The 15394-nt window shown below is 40.1% G+C and carries 13 protein-coding genes; 11 read left to right on the top strand and 2 right to left on the bottom strand.

The annotated features are described in order from the left end of the window. Nucleotides 1-153 precede the first annotated feature (153 nt). The 6 genes from NDM98_RS03520 (at nt 154) to hfq (ending at nt 7319) form a co-directional block, all read left to right on the top strand. Nucleotides 154-720: an outer spore coat protein CotE gene (locus NDM98_RS03520; RefSeq protein WP_251604665.1), complete on the top strand. Its 567-nt coding sequence runs from the start codon at nt 154-156 to the stop codon at nt 718-720. A 114-nt stretch (nt 721-834) separates the two neighbouring features. Continuing rightward, nucleotides 835-3447 (top strand): DNA mismatch repair protein MutS, encoded by a 2613-nt coding sequence (gene mutS / locus NDM98_RS03515; RefSeq protein ID WP_251604663.1) that lies wholly within the window; start codon nt 835-837, stop codon nt 3445-3447. 24 nt (nt 3448-3471) lie between these two features. Then, entirely contained in the window at nt 3472-5307 is a 1836-nt protein-coding gene (gene mutL, locus NDM98_RS03510) for a DNA mismatch repair endonuclease MutL (protein WP_251608910.1), read from the top strand. A gap of 15 nt (nt 5308-5322) precedes the next feature. Beyond that, the gene (locus tag NDM98_RS03505) at nt 5323-6117 is read left to right on the top strand and encodes a class I SAM-dependent methyltransferase (RefSeq protein WP_251604660.1); all 795 of its coding nucleotides are present in this window, start codon (nt 5323-5325) and stop codon (nt 6115-6117) included. Nucleotides 6118-6127: 10 nt separating this feature from the next. Then, nucleotides 6128-7045, top strand: coding sequence for a tRNA (adenosine(37)-N6)-dimethylallyltransferase MiaA (miaA, locus tag NDM98_RS03500; RefSeq protein WP_251604659.1), 918 nt, complete (start codon nt 6128-6130; stop codon nt 7043-7045). A gap of 40 nt (nt 7046-7085) precedes the next feature. Beyond that, the gene (gene hfq / locus NDM98_RS03495) at nt 7086-7319 is read left to right on the top strand and encodes an RNA chaperone Hfq (protein WP_251604657.1); all 234 of its coding nucleotides are present in this window, start codon (nt 7086-7088) and stop codon (nt 7317-7319) included. Between the two features lie 51 nt (nt 7320-7370). Here the strand turns inward: hfq and NDM98_RS03490 are convergent, their stop codons facing one another. Further along, entirely contained in the window at nt 7371-8375 is a 1005-nt protein-coding gene (locus NDM98_RS03490; RefSeq protein ID WP_251604655.1) for a tyrosine-type recombinase/integrase, read from the bottom strand. A gap of 153 nt (nt 8376-8528) precedes the next feature. Between NDM98_RS03490 and spoVK the strand changes: the two genes are divergently transcribed. From spoVK to glnA, 4 genes are all read left to right on the top strand, one after another. Continuing rightward, complete coding sequence (gene spoVK / locus NDM98_RS03485; RefSeq protein ID WP_251604653.1) at nt 8529-9473, top strand: stage V sporulation protein K; 945 nt, start codon at nt 8529-8531, stop codon at nt 9471-9473. A 77-nt stretch (nt 9474-9550) separates the two neighbouring features. Continuing rightward, nucleotides 9551-10816, top strand: a complete 1266-nt coding sequence (gene hflX, locus NDM98_RS03480; protein WP_251604651.1) for a GTPase HflX — start codon at nt 9551-9553, stop codon at nt 10814-10816. Nucleotides 10817-10822: 6 nt separating this feature from the next. Continuing rightward, nucleotides 10823-12076: a methionine gamma-lyase family protein gene (locus NDM98_RS03475; protein ID WP_251604649.1), complete on the top strand. Its 1254-nt coding sequence runs from the start codon at nt 10823-10825 to the stop codon at nt 12074-12076. A 145-nt stretch (nt 12077-12221) separates the two neighbouring features. Next, nucleotides 12222-13571 carry a type I glutamate--ammonia ligase gene (glnA, locus tag NDM98_RS03470; protein ID WP_251604647.1) on the top strand — a complete coding sequence of 450 codons (1350 nt, stop codon included), beginning with the start codon at nt 12222-12224 and terminating at the stop codon, nt 13569-13571. Between the two features lie 626 nt (nt 13572-14197). On the opposite strand, the gene NDM98_RS03465 is transcribed toward glnA, so the two are convergent. Continuing rightward, nucleotides 14198-14515, bottom strand: coding sequence for a TM2 domain-containing protein (locus NDM98_RS03465; protein WP_251604645.1), 318 nt, complete (start codon nt 14513-14515; stop codon nt 14198-14200). 221 nt (nt 14516-14736) lie between these two features. On the opposite strand from NDM98_RS03465, the gene NDM98_RS03460 reads away from it, so the two are divergent. Next, complete coding sequence (locus NDM98_RS03460; RefSeq protein WP_251604643.1) at nt 14737-14988, top strand: hypothetical protein; 252 nt, start codon at nt 14737-14739, stop codon at nt 14986-14988. The last annotated feature ends 406 nt before the right edge of the window (nt 14989-15394 follow it).

Raw genomic sequence — 15394 nt, 5'->3', positions numbered from 1 at the left:
TATCTTGTATAGAAACGGTTTGCCCTACCTATTTAGTCTTCATTCACATTCGTTTGACCCCCTGCATAGGATGGGGGTGATTGGGCGGAACGGTAGGCAGGAGCCGACACATCATCCTCACCAGCAAGGATATGAGAATAGGAGGGTCAGCATATGGCTGAAAATGAAATTAGTTACCGAGAGATTATTACAAAGGCGGTTTGCGGCAAGGGACGGAAATTTTCAGAAGCGACACACCATATTACACCAACTCACAGACCAACCAGTATCTTAGGATGCTGGATAATAAATCACAGTTATGATGCCGAAAAGCGCGGAGATACGGTAGAGGTTCAAGGATCATATGATATTAACGTCTGGTTCTCGTATACGAATAACACAAAAACAGATGTTGCCACGCAAACAGTCACGTATACGGATATTGTGCCACTGTCGATGAAAGATGAGAATGTGTTAACGGAAGATCTTGATGTTGTTGCTCGTGCCATTCAACAACCGAATACACTTGAGGCAACTGTGTCGGATAATGGAACAACCGTTGATGTGCAAGTAGAAAGAGAATTCATTGTGGAGTGTATTGGTGAAACCAAGGTAGCGGTTGCCGTTAATCCTCAAGGCATCGTTGAAGATTATCCAATTTCTGATTATGTAGACCAGGTGACGGATGAAGAGCTCGAAAATCTTGACCCGCACTTTATGCACGAAGAATTGGATAAGTAAGCGAGATAGAGTGGTGCATAGCACCGCTCTTTTTTGTTGTTGCATTCCAAGTGCAGGCAAGCTTTGCTCTATGCTATAATACACGTAAGAATGAATGAACGGTTGGAGGCAGGTATGGCACAAGTAACCCCAATGATGAAGCAATATTTAGAGATAAAAGCACAGTATGAGGATGCTTTTTTATTTTTTCGATTAGGTGATTTTTATGAGCTGTTTAATGATGACGCCGTTAAGGCTTCTAGAGAACTGGAGATAACGTTAACCGGACGTGGACAAGGTGAAACACGTATCCCTATGTGTGGTGTTCCACATCATTCAGCTGAGAACTATATGACTCGCTTAATTGAAAAAGGCTATAAAGTAGCAATTTGTGAACAAGTAGAAGATCCGGAAACGGCTAAGGGTGTTGTAAAGCGCGAAGTTGTGAAACTGTTAACCCCTGGAACAATGATGAGTGATCATTTTATTCAGGAGAAAGAAAACAATTATTTGTCAACGATTCATGTGTGTGAGGATGGCTCATATGGGGTGGCGTTTGCGGACCTTTCAACAGGTGAAGGTAGAGTAACAATTACTGGCGATGAATTGGAAGACGCTATTCAGGAAGTCCTTACTGCTAAGTCTAAGGAAGTGATCATCGCAAGTACTAGTGATTCTGAATTGCTTAATCGTTTGGAACAAGAAAAACAGCTAACGATCTCCTTTGAAGATGAATTAGATGACCAAAAGGAGTATGCGTCTGTTTATCAGAACCTGCAGCAGGAAAAGCTTGAAGCTACATATGCTCGGTTGTTACGATATCTTGTTCGCACTCAAAAAAGATCTTTAGCCCATCTTCAGCCGGCTACTTATTATGCTTCCACTTCTTACCTTAAAATGGATCAGCATACAAAACGAAACCTAGAGTTAACGGAAACGTTAAGAGAAAAAAGGAAACAAGGTTCACTCCTGTCAATCGTAGACCAAACGGTTACAGCTATGGGTGGAAGAATGCTGAGGCAATGGATTGAGCGACCTCTTGTAATAAAAGATAAGATTATCGCGCGTCAACAGGCTGTTCATACCTTCTTAACGCAGTTTTTTGAACGAGAAGAATTACGGGATGAGCTAAAAGCCGTATACGATTTGGAGAGGTTAGCAGCTCGAGTCGCCTATGGAAGTGTATCACCAAGAGAACTCGTTCAGCTAAAGAAGTCGCTTCAACGAGTCCCTGCTATTGTACAACTGCTTTCTACGATGCAAGCAGACTTTGCTAAAGGATGGTTTAAAGATTCAGATACATATAAACAGATATCTGACCTATTAGAAACCAGTTTGATTGAGGATGCTCCTATCTCTTTGAAGGAAGGCGGTATTATTCAATCAGGTTATCATTCGGATTTGGATACATATCGGGATGCTAGTAAAAATGGTAAGCAGTGGATTGCAGAACTTGAAGCAAAGGAACGGCAAGTCACTGGCATTCGCACATTAAAAGTTGGCTACAACAGAGTGTTTGGTTATTATATTGAAATTACACGTGCCAATGCAGCATCTGTTCCAGAGGGGCGTTATGAAAGAAAACAAACACTAACGAATGCCGAGCGTTTTGTTACCCCTGAATTAAAAGAGAAGGAAGCTCTTATTCTTGAAGCAAACGACCAAACTGAAAAGCTAGAATATGAATTGTTTGTTCAAATTAGAGATCAGGTTAAACAATATGTGCCTGAGCTTCAACAATTGGCTAGTCAGATGAGTGAGCTAGATGTTTATGCAAGCTTTGCATCAGTGAGCGAACAACGAAGATATGTAAAGCCAACCTTTTCTGATAAACGACAGATTCAAATTCAGAACAATCGTCATCCCGTTGTTGAGACAGTGATTCCTCGTGGACAATATGTGCCAAATGATGTGTCAATGGGAGACAGTCGCGGTATGCTGCTATTAACTGGACCAAACATGGGTGGTAAAAGTACGTATATGAGACAGCTAGCTCTGACGGCCGTTATGGCGCAAATTGGATGTTATGTCCCAGCTGATGAAGCGGAGCTACCAGTTTTTGATCAAATTTTTACTCGAATTGGTGCTGCTGATGATCTGGCAAGTGGTCAGAGTACATTTATGGTAGAGATGCTAGAAACCAAACATGCGCTGACAAAAGCAACGCAAGATAGCTTACTTTTACTTGATGAGATTGGACGTGGAACATCAACATATGATGGAATGGCTCTTGCTCAATCGATCATGGAATTTATTCATGAACGCATTCAAGCAAAAACGATGTTCTCTACGCACTATCATGAATTAACAAAAATGGAGCAAAGTCTTACCCAGCTAAAGAATATTCATGTGTCAGCAGCAGAGAAAGACGGTCATGTTGTCTTTTTACACAAGGTTATTGATGGACCGGCAGATCGAAGCTATGGAATCTATGTTGCAGAGTTAGCTGGCCTTCCTAATATGGTGACTGAAAGAGCAGAGATCTTATTAGCAGAACTTGAAGGTGCAAGTCGTGAAATGGCTGTAACCGTAGAAAAACCTGATGTTAATTCAGCCAATGAACGAGCAGAGGCAGATCTACAATTGTCGCTTTTTGCAGTGGATGAGAATTCTCGCAAAACAAAAAAAGCTCCTTCAAAAAAAGAAAAAAACGTATTGGATGCGATTGGCTCAGCAGAGCTTATGCATGTGACTCCTTTTGAGGCACTGCAGCTTATTAATAAATGGCAGCAACAATTAAAGGATTAAGAAACAGAAAGGAGAGGGTGGATGATGGCAGCGATTCGGCAGCTAGATGATGCACTTTCCAACAAAATTGCCGCTGGTGAAGTGGTGGAGCGTCCAGCAGCTATTGTTAAGGAGTTAGTTGAGAACGCGTTGGATGCTGGCAGTACAACTATTTTAGTAGAACTTGCAGAGGCTGGACTTCAGTCTATACGAGTCGTAGATAATGGTAGTGGTATAGAATCTGAAGATGTAGAAACAGCGTTTTTACGACACGCAACAAGTAAGATTCAAACCGATCGAGATCTATTTAATATTCATACATTAGGTTTTAGAGGTGAGGCATTACCGAGTATAGCTTCTGTCTCTCATGTTTTGGTCAGGACAAGCACGGGAGAGGGTGAAGGAGTTGAACTTCAGCTTGAAGGTGGTCACCTGAAAAAACGCACGGCTGCCCCTTCACGAAAAGGAACGGAGCTTGTTATTTCCAATCTTTTTTATAACACACAAGCGAGATTAAAATATTTAAAGACATCTCACACTGAAGCTGGGCATGTTAGTGATGTTATGAATCGACTGGCGATGTCCAATCCTACAGTAGCTTTTGAATACGTGCATAATGAGAAGCAAGTATTAAAAACATCAGGTAATGGTGATATCCGCCAAGTAATGGCTCAAATCTATGGACGTTCTGTTGCAACAAAACTAGTTACGTTCCAAGAGTCTTCATTAGATTATCAGGTTACGGGTTATGTTTGCCGTCCAGAGGTCAATCGCTCGTCAAGGCAATATCTTTCTGTCTATATTAATGGGCGATACATTCGAAATTACGCATTAGCAGGAGCGATTTTGCAAGGGTATCATACCTTATTACCCATTGGACGTTATCCTGTTGCAGTTGTTCAAATCGAGATGAATCCAACTTTAGTAGATGTGAACGTTCATCCAGCAAAAATGGAAGTACGGTTAAGCAAGGAAGCAGAACTAGGCGCCTTACTCACATCAGCAATTAAAAAAGCGTTTCAACAAACTCAGTTAATTCCGGAACAACAGCAGCCAAAGCAACCAACTCAAACGGTGCAATCAACACAGATTCCTTTTTCTTTTCAGGAAGAACGGGAAGAAAAACGTACGCAGTCGCAAACAAGTACCACCACTGAGGAACCGACTTTACAGGTGCGTGAGACCATTTCGTATAATGAGCAGGTTGAATCTGTTCCTAAAAAGGAATCAACTGAACCAGTCATTTCTGCCGAACCAACTGTGGAAGAACCGGAGCCGAAGTTTACAGAACCGGAGTCACGGATTCCACCACTTTATCCAATCGGACAAATGCACGGGACCTATATCATTGCTCAAAATGAACTCGGATTATATTTAATAGATCAACACGCAGCACAAGAACGAATAAATTATGAATTTTTCCGTGTGAAAGTGGCAGAACAGACTCCTCATGTTCAAGAGCTGTTAACGCCTTTTACTATTGAATGTACAGCTCAAGAAGCTGCTTTAATCGATTCAAACCTTGATAAACTTGAAGCAGTGGGAGTATTTCTTGATTCGTTTGGCCAACAAACCTATCGAGTCCGCTCACATCCCGTCTGGTTTCCTGATGGATTAGTGGAGGAAACCATTCGTGAGCTACTTGATCAACTTCTAGAAAATGCTCGGATTGATATTGGAAAGCTGCGTGAAGATGCGGCCATTCTTATGGCTTGTAAGGCAGCCATAAAAGCTAATCGGCATTTACGAGATGATGAAATTGCAGCACTGCTACAAACACTACGTTCCTGTGAGGACCCATTTACTTGCCCGCATGGACGCCCGGTTATTATTCAATTCACGACCTATGAGATGGAGAAAATGTTTAAGCGGGTCATGTAGAAGGAAGGAATGCATTTGAACGTCAATGTCACAACAGCACGTAAACGGGCAGATAAGCTTGAGGCACCTGCTAAACAAGTTGCAGATGACCTGCAAATGCCATTTAGACAGAGACAAGACCGATCTGTGGAACAGTTATTAGCGGAATGGGAAACGGATTTACTAGTGGTTGGGAGCAATAGATTAAGCTTATACCGACAAGGACAGAACGTACCGTTTTTTTATCATCCTAATGCAGCACAGGTGAGAGCGAAGGCTTACTTAAAAAACGGGTATGATACATTTATAGAAACAGCTGCATTAAAAACAGGTGAGAGTGTGTTGGATTGTACGTTAGGATTAGCTGCAGATGCATTAATGGCTAAACTTGCGGTGGGTCCATCTGGAAGGGTAACTGGAGTTGAAGCTAATCCTATAATGGCGTATATTGTGAAGACTGGGCTTAGGAGCTGGCAAGATGCTCATCCTTCTCTGCTTAGTGCCATGCGTACAATTGAAGTGATGACAGGACACCACTTTCACCTGTTAAAGAGCTTACCTGACAACTCATTTGATGTGGTATACTTTGATCCGATGTTTGAAGTAACGATTCATGCATCAATAGGGATTCAAGCACTTAAACCTTTTGCTCACTATGAACCACTTAGTCAAGAGATCGTTCAAGAAGCACTTCGAGTTGCCAAGCGAAGAGTGGTTCTAAAAGATCACTGGCAAAGTAGTCGTTTTTCAGAGCTTGGTTTTCAAGTGAGGAAAAGAAGAGTTGCGGAATTTCAATATGGTATGATCGATAATGAAACAGAAGTAAAGTGAGGCTGCAATAATGAAAAAGCTACTAGTGATTGCTGGACCAACAGCCGTTGGCAAATCAGATCTGGGGATTCGTCTTGCAAAGGAATTAGATGGAGAAGTAATTAGTGGCGACTCCATGCAAATTTATAAGGGAATGGATATTGGAACAGCCAAAGTAACAACGGAAGAAATGGACGGGGTTCCTCATCATTTAATTGATATAAAAGAACCAGACGAAGCCTTTTCTGTTGCGGAGTTTCAAGAGAGATGCACACGTATACTCGAAGATCTGGCCGTTCGAAACAAACTACCCATTATTGTTGGTGGTACCGGCTTATATATTCAATCAATTACGCACGGTTATCAATTTGTGGACAAGCCTGAAGATAAACAGTTGCGAGATTCACTAGAGAAGGATGCTGCTCAAAAGGGAAATGAATATGTACACAAGCTACTTGAAGAAGTAGATGCACAAGCAGCAAAAGACATTCACCCAAATAATGTGAGGCGTGTGATTCGTGCCTTAGAGGTACATCAAGTGACTGGTATTCCATTTTCAAAACAACAAGTTCAAGAAGCGACTCGACCGTTTATTGGTATCGGAATTGATCTAGATCGCGAGCCATTGTATCAACGAATTAATAATCGAGTCGACAAAATGATTGAATATGGCTTGGTAGCTGAAGTGCAATCACTTATGGATAGAGGATTGGATAACCACGCCTCTGCGCAAGCGATTGGTTACAAAGAAATTATTATGTATTTGCGTGGAGAATGCAGCAAAGCAGAAGCAATTGAGTTATTAAAGCGAAATTCACGCAGATATGCCAAACGACAACTAACATGGTTTCGAAATAAAATGGATATGACTTGGTTTGATGCTGGTATTGAAGAGAAAGATGTACTTTTTAGTCAAATTAAGAATTTTGTTGAAGGAAACCAATCGTAAATGACGAATGTATACTTATAAACAGAGGAGGTCTATACAGATGAAACAAGGGATTAACATTCAGGATCAATTTCTAAATCAACTACGTAAAGATTCGATTCCTATTACGGTGTTTCTATTAAACGGATTCCAATTACGTGGTCTTATAAAAGGATTTGATAATTTCACGGTGATTGTCGAAACAGAAGGAAAGCAGCAGCTTGTTTATAAGCATGCTATCTCAACATTTGCGCCACAGCGTAATGTTCAACTAAAAACAGAATCAGAAGAGTAGGTTCAAAAAAGCTGTCCAACGGGTTTGTACAAACAACCGTTGGCAGCTTTTTTATGTGCTTAATAAAAGTCGTTCTTCTTCTGTTAAATGGTCAAGAGTTAACAAACAACGATCCAATGATAACGCACTGGAGAATCCGAGATGATTCTGTAATTCTTCAACAGAGGCTCCTTGACAAAGCTGTTGGAGGATAAAGGTGTGCCGTAAATGCTGTGCAGATGTTCCTTTTCGTAATCCTGCTCTTTGGATCTCGTTACGAATCATTTTTTGAATGGCAATTTCGGTTAATGCCTTTGGATGATCCTGTTCATAAGACCAGTGGAAGGTTTTGCGTTGGAAATCAAATGCGATATGAAAGGGCTCCTTACTATGTTGTCTCGGTCGTACAGGTTCCGGGATCATTTCATAATACGCATATGCTTTCAGTTTGTCTTCTTCTCGTAAATCGATGACTCTTGTTTTTGCTGAATCACTATGAGATTGAATACGTACCTGATTTTGCGCAAAGAGAATATCGAACATGGTCATTCGGGAAACTTCCTGTAAGGTTAAACCATAGATTAAAAATAATGAAAAAATCCAGTCGTTCCGTTTCGTTAACATTGGCCGAGCTAAGAGTTGATTTTCAGTTAAACCATCTTCTGATTGAACGGATTGAAGCAAACGCTCCACTTCTTTATTAGATAGCCATTCCTCACGTGTTAAGGGTGTAACCATCAGCTTCGGTGCGTCGTATACAGTTGCCGGATGTCGTGAAATGAAGCCACTCATAATCGTATGTTTTGCTAATTGTTTCGTAACGGAAATTATTCTGCGAATTGTTCGTACTTTGTAGGCCCTTTTCTCCATAAGATACAAAAAGAATGTATCTAGCTGTTCGTGTGTTAGTGTGGACCAAACCGTCTCTGCGTCTTTATTGTGATCATTCATCATCCATTTAAAAAAATCTTCTAAGTCATAGCTATAGCGTTTAATGGTTGAAGATGCACGTCCTTTTTCTCTGAGGGAATCAAGAAAATCAATAACAAATTCAGGGTGAGTATACAATTCAGGCATATGTTGGTTCCTCACTTTTCTTTTCAGTATACCAGTACATACAACTGAATCAAGAAAAAAATAGGCGATTGTCACGCTTTTTAATCATCTGCGTATAGTAAGTGTACACAGCATCTGAACTGCACCGATGAGAATGATAAAGGGGGATGTGTGATGAATCACCCAACAAATGTGAAGAAAAATGCGCGCATAAATGTTGTTCTAAACCAACAGGCTCAAGGCATTAGCACTGATGATTGGTTACAGACAGAAGAAGAAAAACAAACGCATGATACCTTAATTCGATTTGAGGAGCAATTAAAGCAATATGTAGGCTTAGATGAAGTAAAACGTCTCGTTAAGGAGATCTATGCCTGGCTGTACATGAATCAACGTAGAGAGCTACAGGGCCTAAAAACAAATAAACAAGTGTTACACATGATTTTTAAAGGAAATCCTGGAACGGGTAAAACAACAGTCGCTCGGGTAATTGCGCGTTTTTTTCATGACATGAAAGTGTTATCTAAAGGACATTTTATTGAGGCAGAGCGGGCAGATTTAGTAGGAGAATACATCGGACATACAGCACAAAAAACAAGAGATCTTATTAAACAGGCGAGTGGTGGAGTGTTATTTATTGATGAGGCTTACTCGCTTGCCAGAGGCGGAGAAAAAGATTTTGGGAAGGAAGCAATTGATACGCTAGTAAAAGGTATGGAGGACAAATTACATGATTTTATCCTGATCCTCGCTGGCTACTCAAAAGAAATGGACCATTTCCTCTCTCTAAATCCTGGGCTACCGTCACGTTTTCCAATTACAATCGACTTTCCTAACTATTCAACACAGGAATTAATGGAAATGATACATGGTATGGCTCGGGAACGGGATTATCAACTCAGTAAGGATGCAGAACAATTAGTGCGTGATCATATTAAGCATATACGTGTAGAGAATGAAGCAACATTTAGTAATGGTCGATATATGCGTAATTTAATTGAAAAAGCAGTTAGGCATCAGGCTGTCCGTTTAATGAAATATCATCTATATGAACGACAAGCACTTATCTCGTTAACAGCTGAGGATTTCAAATTTTACGAGACTCATGATAAACTCTAAAGAGTGACAATCTGATTGAACAAGAGAAGCAGAGTGACATTCTGCTTCTTACGTGTGTAAGGAAGGAAGAATGGACATTGACAGATAAAAATAAAAAAGAACGGGTCATCCTAGTGGGGTGCCAATTCGACGGGAATGAAGCAAGTTTTGAGCAGTCGATGACAGAGCTAGATGGTCTTGTTCGCTCAGTAGACGGAGAGGTTATTGCAACCTTAACGCAAAATCGTAAAAAAGTAGAACCATCTACTTATATTGGTGCCGGTAAAGTGGACGAGCTAGCTGCACTAGCAGAGGAACTTGAAGCGGATTTAATTGTCTTTAATGATGAATTGACGACAGGACAAGTTCGAAATGTGAACCGAGAAACCGGTGTGACCGTGGTAGATCGTACACAATTAATATTAGATATTTTTGCTAAACGTGCAGATTCAAGAGAGGGTAAGCTTCAGGTTGAACTTGCGCAGTTGAGTTATTTATTACCTCGATTAGCAGGTCAAGGGCTTGCCTTATCTAGACAAGGTGGCGGAATTGGAAGTAAGGGTCCGGGTGAAACACAGCTTGAAACTGATCGTAGACATATCAAACGCCGAATGACGGATATTGAACGCCAATTAAAAACGGTTGTTGAACATAGAAAACGCTATCGCGAGCGTCGTAAGCACAATCATGTGATTCAAATTGCTCTTGTAGGTTATACAAATGCCGGAAAATCGACATTGCTTAATCGCTTAACAGAGTCTGCTATTTTAGAAGAGGACATGCTGTTTGCAACGCTTGATCCAACAACAAGACAATTTCGTCTGCCATCCGGTTTAGAGGTCATTTTGTCTGACACAGTAGGTTTTATACGCGATCTGCCAACATCACTTATTGCAGCGTTCAGGTCGACATTAGAAGAATTAGCAGAAGCTGACTTGATTCTACACGTAGTGGATAGCTCACATGATGAATACGAGCAACATCAACACACCGTACAAGAACTAATCAAAGAGTTGGATGTAGGCCATATCCCGCAGCTACTCATATATAATAAAGAAGAAAAAAGAACTGGTGCGTTTTATCCAGATCACAGCTACCCATCTGTTGAGATGAGTGCCTATAAGCCGGAGGATGTAGATTTATTGTCTGGTCAAATTGAGCGTGAATTAATTAAAAAAATGCTTGCCTATCAAGTTGAGATTGAACCGTCTAATGGCAAGTTACTATCGACAATTAAAACCAATACAATTGTCACAAGTCTTGAGTGGGATGAAGACAAAAATGGCTATAACGCATCAGGTTTTGTGAAATCAGATAGCCCACTAGCCACCGTATTACAAGCAAGTGAACAAGAACAGGAGTAGAACTTCATGAATCTACAGAACCCAGAGTATATACAAACTCTTGCTGCAAAAGCAGAGCAACAAATTAAACACATGCATCAACAAATTGAAGAGGTTGCACTTCACAACCAATTTAGAGTGATGGAATCGTTTAAAAAGCATCAGGTTTCAGATTTTCATTTTACTCCTTCTACGGGATATGGCTATGATGACGCGGGACGTGATACGTTAGAAAAAGTGTATGCAGACGTTTTTGGAGCAGAAGCGGCACTTGTTCGACCACAAATCATTTCAGGCACACATGCCATCGCGACGGCATTATTTGGCGTATTACGTCCAGAGGATGAATTAGTCTACATTACTGGTGCACCTTATGACACACTTGAAGAAATTGTCGGAATACGTGGCAATGGAAAAGGATCATTAAAGGAGTTTGGAATTAGCTATCAATCGATTCCTTTATTAGATGACGGGCAAGTAGATAAGCAAGCTGTGAGAGACGCTATTCATCCAAATACAAAGATGATTGGTATCCAACGCTCTTGTGGTTATGCGAACAGACCATCCTTCACGATTAAAGAACTAGAAGACATGATTCAGTATGTTCGCAGTATCAAAGAAGATGTCGTCATTTTTGTTGATAATTGTTACGGAGAATTTGTCGAAGAATTGGAACCCTGCCATGTTGGCGCTGATTTAATCGCAGGATCACTCATTAAAAATCCAGGTGGTGGCCTTGTAAAAACAGGTGGTTACCTTGCGGGCAAAGCAGAATATGTTGAGCTCGCCTCCTATCGTTTAGCTGCTCCAGGTATAGGTGCAGAAGGAGGCGCAAGCTTATACAGCTTGCTTGAGATGTATCAGGGCTTTTTCCTCGCCCCGCATGTAGTCTCTCAATCTTTAAAAGGAGCGATTTTTACAGCGGCCATGTTGGAACTTGCAGGTTACCATTCAACACCGGCGTGGAATCAAACACGGACAGACCTGATTCAAGCGGTGCATTTTCCGAATGCAGAAGCTATGATTACATTTTGTCAGGCAATTCAAGCAGCCTCACCCATTAATGCACATGTAACGCCACAACCTGGATTTATGCCAGGTTACAGTGACGATGTGATTATGGCAGCTGGTACTTTTATACAAGGGGCTAGTATTGAATTAACTGCGGATGGTCCAATCCGTCCACCTTACACAGCATATGTTCAAGGCGGATTAACCTACGAGCATGTGAAGATCGCAGTGATGCAAGCATTAGATGCAATAAACCCTACAAAAAACTAGAAGATTCAGAATTTGACGATTGGACAGACGTTTAGTAGGATGAGAGATAGGGAATATAAATAGTAAAATATAAAAATAAGTCGAACTATGCCTTAAGCAGATGTTCTTCCTATAAATCCATTCGAATAAAGGAGAGGTACATACTATGTCATCATATTCAAAAGAAGACATTACACGCATTGCTCAAGAGGACAACGTTCGTTTTATCCGTTTGCAGTTCACTGATCTGCAAGGAACCATTAAGAACGTTGAGATTCCAATTGATCAGCTTCCAAAAGCATTAGACAACAAGATGATGTTTGATGGTTCATCAATCGAGGGTTTTGTTCGTATTGAAGAATCAGATATGTATCTATATCCAGACTTAGATACATGGGTTGTCTTCCCGTGGACACCTGAAAAAGGGAAAGTAGCACGTTTGATTTGTGATATTTACCAACCAGGTAAACCAGGTGAAGAACCTACTCCATTTGAAGGCGATCCACGTGGAATCTTAAAGCGTGTTCTTAAGCAAGCAGAAGAGCTTGGCTTCACGGACTTTAACATTGGACCAGAGCCTGAATTCTTCCTATTTAAGAATGATGAAAAAGGGGAACCTACCCTTGAGTTAAATGATAAAGGTGGATACTTTGACTTAGCTCCAACAGATCTAGGTGAAAACTGCCGTCGTGATATCGTGCTTGAGCTTGAAGACATGGGCTTTGAAATTGAAGCATCTCACCACGAAGTAGCTCCAGGACAACATGAAATTGACTTTAAATATGCGGATGCCATCACAACGTGTGATAATATCCAAACATTTAAGCTAGTTGTTAAAACGATTGCTCGTAAGCACGGACTGCATGCAACCTTTATGCCTAAACCACTATTTGGTGTGAATGGATCAGGTATGCACTGCAACATGTCACTATTTAATGAAAAAGGCAATGTGTTCTTCGACGAAAATACGGAGTCTCAGCTAAGTAGAACAGCTATGCAGTTCCTTGCAGGAATTCTTAAACACGCAGAAGCATTCACAGCCCTAACGAATCCAATTGTAAACTCGTATAAGCGTTTAGTACCTGGATATGAAGCACCAGTTTACGTGGCATGGTCGATGCGTAATCGCTCACCATTAATCCGTATCCCTTCATCACGTGGTATCAGCACACGTATTGAAGTACGTAGCCCAGACCCAGCAGCTAACCCATACCTAGCTATTGCAGCAATGCTTGCAGCTGGACTAGACGGAGTCAAAAACAAAATGACTCCACCAGAAGCAACAGACCGCAACATCTATGTGATGAGCAAAGAAGAGCGTATTGAAGAAGGAATCAATGACCTTCCAGCAACATTAAAAGACGCTCTAAACAAACTTGTAACCGACGAAGTGATCGTTGATGCTCTAGGCGAGCACGCAGTTGAGCACTTTATCGAAGCAAAAGAAATCGAGTGGGACATGTTCCGTACGCAAGTACACCCGTGGGAAAGAGATCAATATTTAGAGACTTATTAATAAGTGAGACCCCTGACGCCTTGGGTGTTGGGGTTTTATTTGTATTTTAGGATTTTGAATATATTAGAAGGGGTAAGATTAAATGTCCCCCGATGTGTCCCTAATTCCTTATCTAAATGTAAAAAAGGAAAAGATTCTATTTGAAAGATGTAAGGAGGCAACTTCTAATTTAGTCGGCTTAAACTTTTGAAATCACTATACTTGGAATAAAAGTAAATCTAATCTAATACATGAAGGAATGCCACTTGTTAATTGTTTTATTTAATTTAAATATAGTGTTCATGTTTCCGATAAAACAGTATAGATATTTGTCGGAGGCGGTTACAGTTAGAGAAAAAGGCGGCTTGTTTAAAGGTTTGATATATGCGATACCTATCTCACTTATACTTTGGATCGTTATCATTATTGTTATATTAAAGCTTAAAAAGTAAGTTGGTTCACCTGAGTTTTGTCACAGTAAGACTAAACTAAGAATTTATCTCATTTTTTTCATCAAGCTAAATTAGTTTAAAATACAACTCCGTTTAAGGGAAAGAGATCAATAATTAGAAACGTATTATTTAGACCGCTCAACACTTTAGATATAGATAATTTCAATAAAAAAAAGAACCAAAAAATGGTTCTTTTTAATTTGCTATTTTTGAAGTTGTATAATTTTTAACATTTTCAATGATATCTCTTTCAAGAATCTCTGTTTTCTTTTCTAATCTTTTTCCAATGAAAAATACATCTATAAGTGCCCAGAAACCAAATCCACCTAATGTTAGAGTCATTCCAATCGCATAACCAACATCACCTAAATAATAACGATGTCCACCAACTCCACCGGTAAACCACCACAATAGATACATTATGACCTTGCTTTTAGACTTTTTATCTAACTCAGACTGGACAATAGAAAGTTGTTCACCAGTTAGATCTCTTTTTAATAGTACATTATTCATAGTAAATACCTCCGCAAAAAGTAATAGTTCTTTCATACTATAACACGGTCTTTTGTTTTTGTTACACATTCGACAAAAAAAGACATTTGTTTTTTGGAGGCACTGAAATAGAAAGGATAGAAAGTATATTAGGTGCGTGAAATCTTATTAAATGCACAATGTACACAAACCTTCTAGGAAAATAGTACTTAATATGTTATAAAAGTGGTGGGGGTGTTAGGTTGTATAAAACAGCTCGATTCTTCGCGTTGATTTTTCTGGTGTGGTATTTAATTGAAAGTTTCACTCACCCACTTACCGGGTCTGCAGAAACAGTTTTATTTTTGTATGTAGGTTTACTATTTTTAACGATCACCATTATCGCCGTATGGCAGGAAGAAAAATGGACGCACAAAGTAGGCTATTTCATGTTAGGTCTGCTAACTTTTACATTACCTTTAAGTGCAGGAATTTATAATTTAATGTCGATGTAAGATATTATTTTTTCTATTAACTTATTTCAATCATATGAAAGGGGATTTTAAATGAATCTACTACATCTATCATTAATTGGAGTGGCGATAATTGGTTTAATTGTTGTTTTTATCTCATCATGGAGAACGTTTAATGGGAAGTAGGTAGCCTAAAGAATTTGTGAATCTTGCTAAAATACTTCTCCTCTTGATCCTTCAAAGTTTCTCTTGGTAACCCTCTAAAGTTCTGACTGGAGCGCCAATCCGTCTTGGTAACCCTCTAAAGTTCTGACTGGAGCGCCAATCCGTCTTGGTAACCCTCTAAAGTTCTGACTGGAGCGCCAATCCGTCTTGGTAACCCTCTAAAGTTCTGACTGGAGCGCCAATCCGTCTTGGTAACTCTCTAAGGTTCTGACTGGAGCGCCAA

The organism is Alkalicoccobacillus plakortidis (assembly GCF_023703085.1).
Classification (GTDB): Bacteria; Bacillota; Bacilli; order Bacillales; family Bacillaceae_D; genus Alkalicoccobacillus; species Alkalicoccobacillus plakortidis.
The sequence above is the reverse complement of the archived record's forward strand: the minus strand, read 5'-3'. Positions and strand labels throughout refer to the sequence as shown.